This window comes from Microbacterium sp. M3 (assembly GCF_033548675.1).
In the GTDB taxonomy this organism is placed as follows: Bacteria; Actinomycetota; Actinomycetes; order Actinomycetales; family Microbacteriaceae; genus Microbacterium; species Microbacterium arthrosphaerae.
In genome coordinates this window covers 776909-791338 of sequence record NZ_JAWTZT010000001.1, presented here as the reverse complement: position 1 = coordinate 791338, position 14430 = coordinate 776909, and the positions used below count along the sequence as shown (strand labels likewise).

The 14430-nt window shown below is 73.0% G+C and carries 16 protein-coding genes; 9 read left to right on the top strand and 7 right to left on the bottom strand.

Translation table 11 applies throughout. The annotated features are described in order from the left end of the window. Positions 1-118: 118 nt before the first annotated feature. Entirely contained in the window at positions 119-868 is a 750-nt protein-coding gene (locus R8Z57_RS03610) for a winged helix-turn-helix domain-containing protein (RefSeq protein WP_318352375.1), read from the bottom strand. A 477-nt stretch (positions 869-1345) separates the two neighbouring features. Between R8Z57_RS03610 and R8Z57_RS03605 the strand changes: the two genes are divergently transcribed. From R8Z57_RS03605 to R8Z57_RS03585, 5 genes are all read left to right on the top strand, one after another. Beyond that, a complete protein-coding gene (locus R8Z57_RS03605; RefSeq protein ID WP_318352374.1) occupies positions 1346-1786 on the top strand; it encodes a nitroreductase family deazaflavin-dependent oxidoreductase in 441 nt (146 codons plus the stop codon). Positions 1787-1883: 97 nt separating this feature from the next. Continuing rightward, a complete protein-coding gene (locus R8Z57_RS03600; protein WP_318352373.1) occupies positions 1884-2177 on the top strand; it encodes a GNAT family N-acetyltransferase in 294 nt (97 codons plus the stop codon). A 101-nt stretch (positions 2178-2278) separates the two neighbouring features. After that, on the top strand, positions 2279-2518 hold the full coding sequence (locus R8Z57_RS03595; protein WP_318352372.1) for a hypothetical protein: 240 nt from the start codon (positions 2279-2281) through the stop codon (positions 2516-2518). 1 nt (position 2519) lies between these two features. After that, complete coding sequence (locus R8Z57_RS03590) at positions 2520-3230, top strand: hypothetical protein (protein WP_318352371.1); 711 nt, start codon at positions 2520-2522, stop codon at positions 3228-3230. 57 nt (positions 3231-3287) lie between these two features. Beyond that, positions 3288-3713 (top strand): DUF1622 domain-containing protein, encoded by a 426-nt coding sequence (locus tag R8Z57_RS03585; RefSeq protein WP_318352720.1) that lies wholly within the window; start codon positions 3288-3290, stop codon positions 3711-3713. Positions 3714-3716: 3 nt separating this feature from the next. On the opposite strand, the gene R8Z57_RS03580 is transcribed toward R8Z57_RS03585, so the two are convergent. The 4 genes from R8Z57_RS03580 to R8Z57_RS03565 form a co-directional block, all read right to left on the bottom strand. Continuing rightward, positions 3717-3962, bottom strand: a complete 246-nt coding sequence (locus R8Z57_RS03580) for a hypothetical protein (RefSeq protein ID WP_318352370.1) — start codon at positions 3960-3962, stop codon at positions 3717-3719. A gap of 90 nt (positions 3963-4052) precedes the next feature. Next, positions 4053-4799, bottom strand: coding sequence for an alpha/beta hydrolase (locus R8Z57_RS03575; RefSeq protein WP_318352369.1), 747 nt, complete (start codon positions 4797-4799; stop codon positions 4053-4055). Further along, positions 4799-5359, bottom strand: coding sequence for a hypothetical protein (locus tag R8Z57_RS03570; RefSeq protein WP_318352368.1), 561 nt, complete (start codon positions 5357-5359; stop codon positions 4799-4801). Before R8Z57_RS03570 ends, R8Z57_RS03575 begins: the two co-directional genes overlap by 1 nt. 88 nt (positions 5360-5447) lie before the next feature. Next, positions 5448-5921 carry an NUDIX domain-containing protein gene (locus R8Z57_RS03565; protein ID WP_318352367.1) on the bottom strand — a complete coding sequence of 158 codons (474 nt, stop codon included), beginning with the start codon at positions 5919-5921 and terminating at the stop codon, positions 5448-5450. 106 nt (positions 5922-6027) lie between these two features. Between R8Z57_RS03565 and R8Z57_RS03560 the strand changes: the two genes are divergently transcribed. Genes R8Z57_RS03560 through R8Z57_RS03550 form a run of 3 tightly spaced genes read left to right on the top strand, consistent with a single transcriptional unit; the run spans position 6028 to position 10373 of the window. Further along, positions 6028-7176, top strand: a complete 1149-nt coding sequence (locus R8Z57_RS03560; RefSeq protein WP_318352366.1) for an exonuclease SbcCD subunit D — start codon at positions 6028-6030, stop codon at positions 7174-7176. Continuing rightward, entirely contained in the window at positions 7173-10184 is a 3012-nt protein-coding gene (locus R8Z57_RS03555; protein ID WP_318352365.1) for an AAA family ATPase, read from the top strand. The genes R8Z57_RS03560 and R8Z57_RS03555 overlap by 4 nt, the downstream gene beginning before the upstream one ends. A 9-nt stretch (positions 10185-10193) precedes the next feature. Beyond that, entirely contained in the window at positions 10194-10373 is a 180-nt protein-coding gene (locus R8Z57_RS03550) for a hypothetical protein (RefSeq protein ID WP_318352364.1), read from the top strand. A 1-nt stretch (position 10374) separates the two neighbouring features. On the opposite strand, the gene R8Z57_RS03545 is transcribed toward R8Z57_RS03550, so the two are convergent. Continuing rightward, the gene (locus R8Z57_RS03545; protein ID WP_318352363.1) at positions 10375-10932 is read right to left on the bottom strand and encodes a nucleoside phosphorylase; all 558 of its coding nucleotides are present in this window, start codon (positions 10930-10932) and stop codon (positions 10375-10377) included. A gap of 166 nt (positions 10933-11098) precedes the next feature. Between R8Z57_RS03545 and R8Z57_RS03540 the strand changes: the two genes are divergently transcribed. Beyond that, positions 11099-12646, top strand: coding sequence for an MFS transporter (locus R8Z57_RS03540; RefSeq protein ID WP_318352362.1), 1548 nt, complete (start codon positions 11099-11101; stop codon positions 12644-12646). Between the two features lie 199 nt (positions 12647-12845). Here R8Z57_RS03540 and R8Z57_RS03535 read toward each other — a convergent pair whose 3' ends face one another. Continuing rightward, entirely contained in the window at positions 12846-14330 is a 1485-nt protein-coding gene (locus R8Z57_RS03535) for a lipase maturation factor family protein (protein ID WP_318352361.1), read from the bottom strand. Positions 14331-14430: the final 100 nt, after the last annotated feature.

The window sequence follows — 14430 nt, the reverse complement described above, 5'->3', positions numbered from 1 at the left end:
CCGAGGCATCCGACATCCGACATCGCCCGCCATCCGGCGGGAGGTGAGCCGACACTTCCGACCCGCGGGCAGCGGGCGACCGCGTGCGACGGGTCGCGGGAACGCGACGCCGAAGCGGTCAGAAGCGGTCGGGCGACGGGGTGCCGTGACCGTAGCGGATGACGACGTCCGCGTGACGGTCGAAGCGGTAGCCGACGCCGCGCACGGTGCGCACGATGTCTTCGTAGCGGCCGAGCTTCGCGCGCAGGCGGCGGACGTGCACGTCGATCGTGCGCTCGCCGGGGGCGTCCTCGTCCGAGGTGCCCTGCCACAGCGAGGTCACCAGCTCGGTGCGCTCGATCGTGCGGCCCTCCCGCAGCACGAGGTACTGCAGCAGCTCGAACTCCTTGAACGTGAACGCGGCCGACTCGCCGTCGATCAGCACGCGCTTGCGCGAGATGTCGACGACAACACCGCCGGAGGCGGGCTCGTCGTCTTCGGGCTCGTCCTCCTTGGTGCGGGCGACGGCCGAGGGCTCGTGGAGCGCGAGCCGCACCACGTCGACGTCGCGACCACCCGAGCCGACCGGTGCCAGGGCGACTGTGGCGTAGGTCTCGGCCGCGGGGGCGAGGTCGGACAGCGTGCGGCGCAGCGCCTCGACGAGCACGCCGAGGCTCACGCCCGATGCGGCGGCCTTCGCCTCGTCGATGCCCACGTACAGCGCGAAGCCGCGCGGCGCGGTGCCGGCGGGGAGGGCGCGGGTGGCGGGCTGTTCGGGCGCCGCAGGGGCCGCGGGCGCGGCCGGCTCGACGGCGGCCGGCCTGTCGACGGCACGGAGGTGACGGACGGGAGCGGTGGCGGGACGGTCGAGGAGAGCGGTGGTCGACATGATGATGGTCCTTGCGGGAGGAACCCGGGGTGGCGGTACCGGGTTGGATGATGTGCTGCGGCCCTGTCGTCGTGGCGAGGAGGCCGTCGGCCCGGAGGGAGGCCTGTGCCCGACGCTGGGCGGTGTGCGAAGCAGTTCCGGGTGCGCGTGATCGACGCACGAAACCGGTGCTTCGGGGGACTCGCTGCGATCCGTTTTCAGAAGCGGAGGCGGAATCCGGCGGGGGTCACCGTGCTAGTGGCACATTCGACAACACATGACAATGCGGCCGGCCATCATCATGCCGGCAGTCCTGTTCGCCTCCCGGGCGGACAGATACAGCGCGTTGTCAGTCATGTGGCCGATTATGACGGACTCTGTCGAAAAACGTCAAATCGCACGGATGCCGGGGGCCGGATCGTTTCGGAATGTGACAGATTGCTCAGCCGATCGACCGAAAGCGCCCGCACCGGCCCCTCGAGCGCTTGACTGTCGCACGTGTCGAGCCGATCCGCGAAGGGCTCCGGGCCGCTGAAACGCTGGTGGCTCGGTCTCATCCAGCGCCGTCTCAACCCGCTGACCCTCGACCTGGCGCGGTCGGGCCGCGGACCGTTCTCGCTGATCCGCCACATCGGCCGCAAGACCGGCAGGACGTTCGAGACGCCCGTGATCCTGGGTGAGACGGCGGACGGACTCGTCGCCGAGCTCACGTACGGCACCGGCGTGAACTGGTATCGCAACATCGTCGCCGGCGGCGGCGAGGTGCTGCACCGCGGACGGTGGTACCGCATCGACGCCGTCGAGCCCTATGGCGTCGACGTCGGCCGGCGGGCGTTCGGCGCGGCGGCGCGCGTGGTTCTCGCGGTGCTGCGCCGGCGGGAGTTCCGCCTCTTGCGCGTGGCGCCCATCGATGCCCCGAGCGACCCGGCGGGGGATTGAGGCCCGTCGCCGGCGCAGTCTGAAGGCCGTCTGGGCGATCGCGGCGACATCCCCGTCGATGCGCCGGCGCGTCAGGGGCCGGGCGTAGCCTGTGCGGGTGACCGAGCTGCGCTTCACCAACGAGACGGATGCCTCGCGCTACACGCTGCACCGCGGCGATGACCTCGTCAGCGTGCTGGACTACCGCGACGACGGCCGCACCGTGGCCATGACCCGGGCGTACACCGTTCCGACCTTCCGCGGTCACGGCTACGCGGGCGAGCTCGTCGAGCGGGCGGTCGACGAGCTCGAGCAGACCGGCGACCGCAAGGTCGTACCGGTGTGCCGGTACGTCGCCGACTGGTTCGACGCGAACCCGTCGCGCCGCGGCATCCTCAATCCGCGTCCCTGACGGCGCGCCCTCGCGAGACGGCATCGTCCTCGCACCTTGTCAACCCCATGTCCCCGGACGCCCGGGTGCCGGAGGCTGGGGGAGGACGAGAGGAGTGCGCCATGGACCACGACCGATCGAGCGACCAGAGCCTGCCGGAGGGTGTCATCAACGCCGACCCGGCCGGTGGCTGGGAGGGCGTCGACGACCAGGAGGCTCGGGAACGCAACGCCCAGACCACCGAGTCCGAGCTGCTGACGGATGCCGCGCTGCAGCCGGACGATCCGGTCGAAGGGGAGGCGGCACGCCGTGGCGCCGATCCCGACATGGCCGCTGACACCGGACGAGGCGAGGAGCCCTGAGATGAGCACGACAGGCAACGAGTACGAGCAGCCGGGCGTGAACTACCCCGACCGCGGCGACGGCCCGGGCACCGGCACCGGCGCGGACGGCGCGGAACGCGACGAGCAGGTCGAGGCGGCGCCCACGATGGGGGAGCCGGCACCGGATTCCCAGCCCGCCGGCACGTGGACCGAGGCACCCGAGCAGGGCGGCGGTGCTCCGCCCACATCGCAGGGCGGATCGGAATCCGGCGCGCACTCCGCCGCCGCGGACGACTCCGCGGTGCCCTCCGCCGACCCCGCGGGATCGTCGCAGGGCGCCGCCGCGACGCTTCCGTCGAGCGGTGCGCTGAGCGGTGAGCCGAGCCACGAGGCGGTCGGCGTCGGCGTCATCGACGGCCAGGACCACCACGGGCACGACGACGGCCGCGACACCATGACGGTGAGCCAGGCGCAGCAGACCCCGGGTGGGCTGGGCAGCGAGCAGGAGCAGCGGCTGCCGGCGATGTCGCAGAACAACGCGTCGGATCTGGAGAAGGTGACCGGCATCGTGGCGCAGACGCGCCAGGACGTCGGGACCGAGCCGCAGGAGCGGATCGCCGATGTGCTGCGGCAGCGCCTCGAGCAGGCGGGCGTCACGCTGCCCGACTCCGATGTGCAGGAGCTCGCGCGCCAGGTGTCCACCGGCGACGCCGACGGTCCTGCCGAGCCGGGACGCAGCGCCACGAGCTGAGTTCCCGCGATTCCGACGGCGACGGCGGTGCGCGGGCTCTAGGCTGAGCGCGTGCGCATGGAAGACGTGTTCACCGCCGTCGCCGTCGGATTCGAGGCGATCGGCGCGGCCGCGATGATCGCCGGCTTCGTCGTCGCCCTGGTGCTGGGCGCCCGATCGCTCGCCCGCCACGAAGGTGGTCAGGCGGCGTTCACGACGTTGCGCACCACGCTCGGTGGCGCGATCCTGCTGGGCCTCGAGGTGCTCGTCGCGGCGGATCTCATCCGCACGATCACGTCGAAGCCCTCACTCGAGGATGCCGCGATCCTGGGCCTCATCGTGCTGATCCGCACCATCCTCTCGATCTCCATCCAGATCGAGATCGAGGGCACGCTCCCGTGGCGACGGGCGCTGCTGCGCAGCGGCGGCCAGGTGGTGGGCGACGCCGTCGCGCGCGATCGCGCGGCCGCGCAGGCTTCGCGGGCCGCCCCCGACCCCCGCTGACCCTCAGGCGACCGCGCAGGCGGCGGGGCATTCCTGCGGCGCGCGCAGCCCGATCGGCCGCGGCCAGGCCGCGCGCTGCGGGCGCACAGCCGTGACGGCGGGCACGACGGCCGCGGGATGCCGCGGGGCCGCGGTCGCCGCGTGCGGCGCAGTGGTGCGCTCGCGCATCGCAGCGAGGATGCGGTGCTCCCGGTCTCGCGTCCGGACGTCGTGGTGGTACTGCAGTTCGGCGGCATGTACAGCGAACATGGCTTCCTCCATCGGTTCCGTCACTGTGCAACCTACGCGGGGGCCCCGACATTGCCGGGGGCCGCAGGGATGTCCACCGCCCCGCGGCAGTCACCGCGCCGTGGAGCGGCTCTGCGCGGCGAACGCGCGGATGAGTCCGGCGGCGGGCGCGGCATCCCTGATCATCGTCTCGTGACCGTGACCGGCCACCTCGGCGAGCCGCCCGTCGGGGATGTTCGCGGCGACCCGTCGGCACCACGCCTGCGGTGCCACCAGGTCGTCCTCCCCGCGCAGGACGAGCGCGGGAACGTCCACCCGTGCGAGGACGTCCTCGGGGCGGTGGACGAGCATCGCGCGGAACTTCGCGCGCAATCGCGGCCCGGCGCGCAGGTACTCGCGCGCGCCCCGGGCGATCACGACCGGGCTCTCCACCGCGATGTCCCGCAGCAGGCGCCCGAGCTGCCGGGGCGCGGTGCGCGCCGCCGGGTCGACGGTGGGGCCGACGAGCACGATCCGCTCGACGACGGACGGATGCCGAACCGCGATCTCCAGCGCGACCTGTGCGCCCATCGAGTGCCCGACGACGACGGCGGGCGTGCGCACCCGCGCGCGCAGGTACGCCGCCACGAGGTCGGCGGTGCGCTCCATGGTGAGCACGCGCGGCGGCTCGGGGGCCTCTCCGTAACCGGGGAGGTCGAGCGTCACCACCTCGCCGTCGCCGAGATGGCGGGCGAGGTCGGCGAACACGGAGCGGCCCATGCCGATGCCGTGCACCAGGACATAGACGCGGTCCCCGCGGCCGCGACGCTCGGCGACGATCGTCGCGCCCGCGTGCGTGAATCGCTCGACCCCTGCCATCAGGCGGCGCCGGGCTGATCGCGGAGCCCGACGCGGTCGGGGATGTCGAACTGCACGCGCCGGAGCCACGATGACGGATCCGGCCACGGCCGCGACGCCGGCAGCGCCCGCAGTCGTGCGCGCAGCGCGGCGCCGGACGCCTCCACCGGCAGCACCCGCGACGGCGCGTGGTGCGCCAGCGCCCCGAGCCACCAGTGCCGCCAGGTGCCCTCGATGGCCTCGGGGCCGGCGACGACGTAGTAGTCGGGCATGACCGCCTCGCCCGTCGCGAACAGGCCGAGCAGGGCGTCGACCTCCGCCTCCAGCGACCCCAGCGTGGCGCGCTCCTCGTAGAGCTCGACCCACGCCGACGCGACGTGCTCGAGCGGGTCGGCGTCGTGCACCACGTAGGGGGCCGACACCGTCGCGACGAGGTGGGCGGCGACCGCCGGCTCGGCCTCGCGCAGTGACAGGGCGACGAGGGCCGGGACGTCGGCGAGACCCGTCAGGAGGCCGTCGCTCTCGGCTCCCACGAGCGCCACGACCGTGGACCGCGGGGCGGTGTCTGCGTTGTGCGCCATGTTCCACGATACGTCGGGCGCCGGTCGCGGCGCGCGCCGCCTCGCCGGGTGGCGGCGCACCTCGAGGCGCCGCGGGCCGGGGCCGCGGTCACTCGGCGCTCAGCACCACTGTGGTGAGGTCCGCGCCGAAGGTGAAGCGCGCGTCCACGGTGCCGCCCCGCAGCACCCCGGGCAGCCAGCGCGGGAAGTCGTCGCCCATCCGGGCGTACGGGACGGCGTCGAGGGGGAACCAGCGCGGCGCGAGCACGGCGCGCGCGACCGGTTCGCCCTGCCACCGTCGGCAGACGAACACCGTGGATCGCTCCGCCCGCGCACGCTGCGTCGGGAAGTGGCGGTCGACGACACCGGCCGGATGGAGATCGGATGCCTCGACCTCCACTCCGATCTGATCGCGCACGCCGCGCACCGCCGCCTGATCCGCAGGCTCTCCGGCCTCGAGCGCTGCGCCGATCCCGACGACCGCGCACCGGCCGTCATCGGCGTGCGTCTCGCCGAGCAGGACCTCCATGCCGTGCGGCCCGCGTCGCAGCAGCAGGACGACGCAGACCTCGGGCAAGGACATGGCATGAGGCTACGCGCTGCGCGCGACGACGCGCCTGCGGCAGGCGGTCTGCCGCTGCGCGGCCTGCCTCGCGAGGGATGTCGGGAGGCGAACGTACGGTGTGTGCATGCGGATCCTGCACACCTCGGACTGGCACATCGGGCGGTCGTTCCACGGCCACGCCACGCTCGATGCGCTGCGCGGTGTGCTCGATGCCCTCGTGGCGCAGGTGCGCGAGTGCGAGGTCGACGTCGTCCTCGTCGCGGGCGATGTCTTCGACTCCGCCACGCCGGCCGCCGGTGCGTACACACTGCTGTCCGACGCGCTGCGGGGACTGGCCGACGCCGGGGCGACCGTGATCGTCACGAGCGGCAACCACGACTCCGCCGCCCGGCTCGGATTCCAGTCGGGGCTGCTGCGCGACGGCGTGCACGTCGTCACCGACCCCGCGACGGTGGGCACACCCATCACGGTGGCCGACGAGCACGGCCCAGTGCACGTGTACGGCATCCCGTACCTCGAGCCGGTGCTGCTGCGCAGCGCCTGGCCGGGCGTCCGCTCCCAGACCGATGTGCTGGCGCACGCGATGGACCTCGTCCGCGCCGACGCGGGCCGCCGGGGCGGACGCTCGATCGCCGTCGCGCACTGCTTCGCCGCCGGCGTCGAGCCCACCCCGCACCTCGAGCGCGACATCCAGCAGGGCGGCCTCGACATCGTGCCGCTGACGACGTTCGACGGTGTGGACTACATGGCGCTCGGCCACATCCACGGCCGCCAGCAGCTGTCCCACCGGGTGCGCTACGCCGGCGCGCCGCTGCACTACAGCTTCGACGAGGGGCACAAGCCGCGCGGTTCGTGGCTGATCGACCTCGGTGCCGAGGGGCTGGGTGAGGTGGAATGGCTGCCCCTTCCGGTGCCGCGCACCCTCACCACGCTCCGGGCGACGCTCGACGAGCTGGTGTCGGCCGACCGTTTCGCAGACCACGTCGGCGACTGGATCCGCGCGGAGTACACCGATCCGCTTCCGCAGCGCGATCCCATGCGACGGCTGCTGGCGCGCTTCCCCCACTGCGCCGAGGTCCGTCACGCGCCCGAGGCGGCGCCTCGGGACGATCGCCGCACCTACGTCCAGCGCGTGCGCGCCGCCCGCAACGACGCCGAGCTCGTCGACGCGTTCCTCTCGCACGTCCGCGAGGGCGAGGGCGCCTCGGCCCGCGAGGCGGAACTCATCGGAGAGCTGATCGACGAGCGCTCGCGCGTGGAGGCGAACGCGTGAGGCTGCACCAGCTCGAGCTGACCGGCTTCGGGCCTTTCCGGGAGCGACAGCTCGTCGACTTCGAAGCCTTCGAGCGCGACGGCATCTTCCTCATCACGGGCCGCACCGGTGCGGGCAAGTCGAGCATCCTCGACGGCGTCTGCTTCGCCCTCTACGGCAGCGTGCCCCGCTATGAGGGCGGCGACAAGCGACTGCGGAGCGACCACTGCGCGCCCGAAGACCCCACCGAGGTGCGGCTGGAGTTCACCGTGGGCGACCGTCGCTGGCGGGTCACGCGTGCCCCGGAGTATCAGCGGCCGGCTCGTCGCGGCGGTGGGCTCACCAGCGAACCGACGCGCGCCGAGCTCGAGGAGCTCGTCGACGGGTCGTGGGTCGGGCGCGCCGGCAAGCCCCGTGACGTGGGGCTGCTCCTCGACGAGGTGCTCGGCCTGAACGCCCAGCAGTTCCAGCAGGTGATCCTGCTCGCGCAGAACAGGTTCTCGCGCTTCCTGCTCGCGTCGGGGGGCGAACGGCAGTCACTGCTGCGCGCGCTGTTCGGCACGCGGCGCTACGAGGAGTACGTGCGCGAGCTCGGCGAGCGCAGCAAGGCCGGGCAGCGCGAGCTCGAGGCGCTGGGCGAGCGCGCACGGACGCTCCTCGACCAGGCGGAGCGCCTCGTCGGCGCGCACGATCTGATCCCCGAGCCCGCCGCTGACGACGCTCCGGTGGTCGAGCTGACGGCGCGCCGCGCGGCGGTCGACCTCGCCGAACAGCGCGCGGCGTACCGGCTCGACACCCTGGCCCGCGAACGGGCCGATGCCGACACGGTGCGCGCCGCGGCCGAGGCGGCGCACGCGGAGCGCGTGGCGCTGGCGAAGGCCCAGGGCGAGCTCGGCCGGGCCCGGGCGCGGCTGGTCGCGCTCGAAGAAGCGGGCGCGGCGATCGTGCATGATCGGGTGCGTCTCGCTCAGGCGCGCGCGGCCGAGGGCCTGCGCGCGCCGATCGAGGCATTGCGCCGGGCGGAGCGCGCGGCCGTGGCGGCGGCCGAGCGTGCGGCCGCGGCGGACGCCGCGTGGGACCGGGTGCGGCCCGAGGCCCTGGCGGACGAAGACCCGGCTGTTCTGGTGGAGCGCCTCACCGGCGAGCTCGCGGTGGCGACCGCGGCCGCTGCGCAGGAGAGCGCACTGGCCGAGGCGCAGACGCAGCTGCGCGCGGCTGAGGCCCGCGCCGACCAGCTCGCCCGCGACCTCGAGGCCCTCGACGCGCAGCGTGCGGCGGTGCCCGCCGAACTCGCACGTCTCGCGGCCGAACTCGATGCCGAGCGCGAGGCCGCGGCGCGCCGTGATCCCGCCCGAGCGCATCACGCCGAACTGACCGGCCGTCTGGCGGCCGCCGAGGAGGCGGAGAAGCTCGCCCGTGCGCAGCGCGACGCCGAGGTCGCGCACCGCGACGCCGCGACCGTCGCGGCGGCAGCGGCGGCACGCGTCGCCGAGCTGCTGCAGCGCCGGCTCGACGGCTATGCCGGCGAGCTCGCGGCCACCCTCGTCGATGGCGAACCCTGCGCGGTCTGCGGCGCCACGAGTCATCCGTCGCCCGCCGAGCCCGGTGACGAGCCGGTGACCGACGATGTCCTGGCGGCTGCCGAAACCGCCCGCGATGCCGCGGCCGCGCGGGAGCGGATCGCGTCGGAGTCGGCGCGCGCGGCACGAGAGCGCCACGGCGCCGCGGCCGCCCGTGCCGGCGGCCAGAGCGCGGAGGCCCTGCGAGACCTGCTCGCGGCCGCAGCCGTAGACCTGACGGCCGCCGACCGCGCTGTCGCCCAGCGCGATGCCCTCACCCGTCAGCACACCGAGCTGCTCGCGCTCGACGCTGAAGCCGCCGCCTCGCGCGACGCGCTCGACGAGGCGCTCACCGCCGCACGCACCCGAAGTGCGTCGCTCACCGCGACCGTCGCCGCCACGCGCGCGGTCGTCGACGAGGCCCGAGGGGATCATGCCGACGTCGCAGAACGCGTCGTCCACGTCACCGCGCTGCGCGAAGGCGCCCGCGCGGTCGCCGAGGCCCGCGAGGATGCACAACGGGCCGAGGCCCGGGTCGCGGAGGCGCGCGACGACGCGCGGGAACGGCTCGCGGCATCCGTCTTCGCCGATGCGGAAGAAGCGTCGGCGGCACTGCTCGATCCGCCCTCGACGGAGCGACTGGCCGACGACATCGCCGCCCACGAGTCGCAGCTCGCCGCCACGCGGGCACGCCTGCTCGAGCTCGAGCTCGAACTCGCGGGCGCGCCCGACGAGCCCGCCGACACGGCGGGCTCCCAGGCGGCGCTGACCGCCGCCGACGAGGCGCGCACGGCGGCGCTCCGGGCCGAGCGCGATGCGCAGACCCTCACCGTGACGCTGCGCGAACTCGCCGTGCAGATCGACGACGCCTACGCCGGCCTCGCGGCACGTGCCGCTGACGCGGCCGCGATCGCGCGCCTGGCCGACACCGTGGCCGGCCGCGCGCCCAACACGATGAAGATGGACCTCGAGACCTTCGTGCTGGCGGCCGAGCTCGAAGAGATCGTGACCGCCGCCAACGTGCGCCTGGGCGACATGTCGTCGGGTCGCTACCGTCTGCAGCACACGGACGCGCGCGCCGCGCGCGGCGCGGCCTCGGGTCTGGGCCTGGAGATCATGGACGCCTTCACCGGCCAGGCGCGTCCGGCGCAGTCGCTCTCGGGCGGCGAGACGTTCCTCGCCTCGCTCGCGCTGGCGCTCGGGCTCGCGGAGGTCGTCACCGCGCGCGCCGGCGGCGTGCGACTCGACACGCTGTTCGTCGACGAGGGCTTCGGCTCGCTCGACGACGAGACACTCGAACTCGCGATGCGCACCCTGGACGAGCTGCGCCAGGGCGGGCGGACCGTCGGCGTGATCAGCCATGTCGCGGCGATGAAGGAGCAGCTCCCGGCACAGCTGGCTGTCGAGGCGACGGCTGAGGGGCCGAGCCTGATCCGCCAGGAGTCGGTCGTCCCGGCGGGCGGCGCCTAGGCTGGAACGGTGAAAAAGGGCACTCTCTGGACGATCCTCGGCGTCATCGCGGCAATCGTGATCGCGTGGTTCCTGGTCGAGGTGCTGTTCTCACTGCTGTGGTTCATCGGGAAGCTCGTGATCGTCGCCATCGTGGCGGTCATCGTCTTCGTGGTGCTGCGCAGCCTGTTCGCCCGGGACCGGGACTGACTCAGACCCCGTAGTCGGCGCGGATGCGGTCGCGCAGCTGCCGGCTGCAGGCGGTGACGGCCGCATGCCAGTCGGTGATCGCGCCGTCCTGGGCGCGGTCCGACACCGCCTTCAGCACGCGGATCGGCACGCCGAAGCGCTGCGCGACCCAGATGTACGCGTAGGTCTCCATGTCGACGAGACCGGCGCCCAGCGGCCGGATGACCGCGACTGCTTCGGCGTCGTCCACGAAATGGTCGCCGGTCGCGATCACGACGCCGTCGACCCCGAGCTCGACTCGTGGAGGCAGCGAGACGTGGTGGCCCACGATGCCGTCGATGTCGGTGACGTCGTGCTGGATCGCCCCGGCGATCTCGTAGACGTCGGCGTCGAGGCGCGCGTCGATCGCCCCGGCCGTGCCGACCACCACGATCTCGTCGTACGCGGTGGCGTCGAGAGCTCGGGTGAGCGCATACGTCGCCTGAAGCTTGCCCGGACCGGTCACGAGCCGGTCGAACCCGGGAAGGTCTTCGGGGAACGCGACCAGTTCGGACTCGAGGGCGGCGACGAGGAGCTTCACCTCTCCATCATGTCCCGCTTCCTCGCCGGCATGTCCCGGTTTCGTCCCTTCCCGCGCCCCGGAAGGGCCGAAAGTGGGACATGCTCCAGCCGGAACGGACGAAAGTGGGACATGCTCCGCCTGCCCCGCCGCGCCTGCGCGTCGGGGCGGGAGTAGCCTGGAACGGATGCCTGAGCCTGAGCCGAGACCGACGAAGACCTCGAGCACGGCCCGCGGCGTTCCGGCCACCACCGCGGTCATCCCGCTCTCATCCGCCGCGCGGTGGCGGGCGTTCTGGGTGTGCGTGTCGGTCGCGGCGATCACGATCCTCGACATGACGAAGGTGAACGTCGCGCTGCCCTCGATCGGCGAGGTGCTGGATGCCGGCTCCACCGAGCTGCAGCTCATCGTGTCGGGCTTCGTCCTCACGTTCGGGCTCGTGCTGGTGCCGATGGGTCGCCTCGGCGACCAGCGCTCACGCCGGACCCTGTTCGTGGTCGGCCTGTCGCTGTACACCGTCACCAGCATCGTGTGCGCCCTCGCGCCCACCGCCGCCGTGCTGCTGGTCGGCCGGCTGCTGCAGGGCGTGGCCGCCGGCATCCAGATGCCCCAGGTCCTGGGCATGGCGCAAGAGCTCTTCCAGGGACGCGAGCGCGGCCGCGCGTTCGGTCTGTTCGGTGCGACGATCGGCATCGCGACGGCGTTCGGGCCCACGCTCGGCGGTCTGCTCATCGCCCTCGGCGGGCCCACCGACGGCTGGCGCCTGATCTTCTGGATGAACGTCCCCCTGTGCCTGGCCGCCATCGGCCTGGCGCTGTGGCTGCTGCCCGACACGCGCACCCGGTCGCCGCGTCCGGTGCAGCTCGACCCGATCGGCGTGCTGCTGTTCGGCCTGAGCGTGATCTCGCTCATGTGGCCGTTCCTCTTCACGACGGGAGCGCCCACCGACAACCCGGCGCGGTGGTGGCTGCTGGTGGCCTTCGCCCTCTTCGTCTCGGCCTTCATCGCGTGGGAGCGGCGGTACGCCGCGCGCGGCCGGAGTCCGCTGATCCCGCTCGGCCTCTTCCGGGTCTCGTCGTACCGCAACGGCACCATGCTGCAGACGGCCTATTTCACGGCCGCGCCCGCGATGTTCCTCATGACGACGCTCTTCCTGCAGATCGGCCTCGGGCTCGAACCGGTGTACGCCGGCATGGTGTCGATCGGGTTCGCGCTCGCGAGCGCCGTGACCTCGTGGATCGGCGGCAACCTCGTCAGCACCCACGGCCGCATCGTGGTGGTCTGGGGACTCGTCGCGATGCTCGCGTGCGTGGGCGGACTCGTCTTGGTGGCGCTGTACAGCGACCCCGCGTGGACGCCGTATCTGGCGGCGGCGGTGATGACGATCGGCGGCGCGGGCGGCGGACTCGTCATCGCTCCCAACCAGACGCTGACGCTCGCCGACGTGCCGGTGAAGCAGGGCGGCCTCGCTGGATCGGTGGGGCAGCTCGGCCAGCGCATCGGAGCCGCCGTCGGCACCGCTGTGGCTCTCTCGCTGTTCTACGCCACCATCTATCGTGAGTCCGGCTCGCACGACAGCCTCGTCGTCTACCACGACGCGTACGCGTTCGGGATGCTGTCGGTCGGGGTCTTCCTCGCCCTCGCGTTCCTGGTCTCGATCGTCGACCTCACCGCCCGCCGCGCGCGAGAGCGGCGTGGTGACCCGACCGAGACCGCGGGAGCGCCGGCGCCCTGACCTCGCGCACGGGGCGATCGGGTCGGGTCTGCCGCCTCGTCCGGCAGACCCTCCCACGCTGACCTGGGAAGGGGATGGTCGGCGTGCCCCTTGCACGGGTCCGTGCTGGTCTGGGGATTCCTCACGGGCCCGTCTGCACGCTACCCACCGGGCGGCCGCCACCGCGTCGTCATATCTGCATGAAGTTGTCGAATGACGTTCAGGCGCGCAGCGCGACGGGGCCGAGGACCGGGCGCCTCCGGTCGCGCACCCATCGCGCGCCGGTCGTGCGGAACTCGGCGCGCGTGGTGAAGCGGTACCGGTACGACACGGCACGCACCCAGCGGGGCTGCTCACCCGCGAACGGGTCGTGCGCGAGCAGGCGGAGCGTCGGCGCGTCAGCCGCCAGCAGGCGCACGACGAAGACGGTGAACCAGTCCTCGAGCGAGCGCCCCAGCGGCAGGAACCACATCAGCCAGTCCAGGCGCAGGTGGTACGGCGCGAACTGCCGGGGAATCCTCGACACATCGCCGGGTTTGCCCTTGAAGGAGTACTCACGCCAGGTCGCGGCATCCGGATCCTCGTCCGTGGTGCCCTCCACGACGATCTCGATGCGTTCCTTCGTCACGGTGCCGAACGCGCCGTACGCATTGGCCAGCTGCCACCTGTTGAAGGACGCGTTCATGAGCTGCCGGCTCGCGAAGAGGTTCTGCAGCGGGCGCCAGCTGAGCACGAGGTAGAGCACGCCGACCGCGCACGTGACGACCAGCCAGGCCAGCGGCATCCCGTCGACGATCCAGGGCGGATCGGATGCCGCCACCCGCGGCTCTGCGCCGATGCCCGGCACGCCGATGGCCGAGAAGGCGAGTACGACGGTGATCCAGTTGAGCCAGGCGAAGTTGCCGGTGACGATGAGCCATAGCTGGGTCGCGACCACGATGCCCGCCGCGACCGCGCCGACGATCGCCGGCACCGGGCCGGGGAGGAAGAGCCCCAGGACGGGGGCGAAGAGGAACCACGGCACGACGAGCTGCGCGAAGTGGTTGCCGAGCACCTCGCCCCGGTGGAACCACCGCGGGAGGAGATGCGCCTGGCGGCTGAGCGGACCCGGCATCGGCTGCGTCTCGTGGTGGTACATGAGCGCGGTGAGGTCGCGCCACTCCTGGCCACCGCGGATCTTGATCATGCCGGCGCCGAACTCGAGCCGGAAGACGAGCCACCAGAACAGCACGATGACGACGGTGGGCGGCGGCTGCTCGTCCGAGCCCAGGAACGCGGCGAGGAACCCGGCCTCGAGGATGAGCATCTCCCACCCGAAGCCGTAGAACGTCTGCCCGATGCTGGTGATCGACATGTAGCCGCCCCACAGCGCCAGGAAGCACAGCATCGGCACCCACGGCGGCCCGAGCTGGGGGATCCCCGCGACAAGCGCCGCCGCGATGACGATGCCCGCGGTGCAGAGCGCCACCAGCCGCCGGTCGGTGTAGCGCACGAACCGGAACAGGGTGGGGCGCAGCAGCCGGGCCGCCCGCTTCGACGACCTCGTCCACGCCAGCAGCTCGGGCGCCGGCAGCAGCCCGCGCTCGCCGAGGAGCGGCCGGAACTGGTTGAGCGTCGAGAGGAACGCGACGACGAAGAGCGCCGCGATGCCCCGCTGCAGCACCTGCCGCGCGAACTCGAAGTCGACCGCGGCGAACCCGTTCACGGGCGCCGCCCTCGTCGCTTGAGCCGGCAGCGGCTGCACAACTCCACGGAACCCGTCGCACCAGGTGCCGGCACCCGCCCGGAGGCGGCGGAGACCGCCG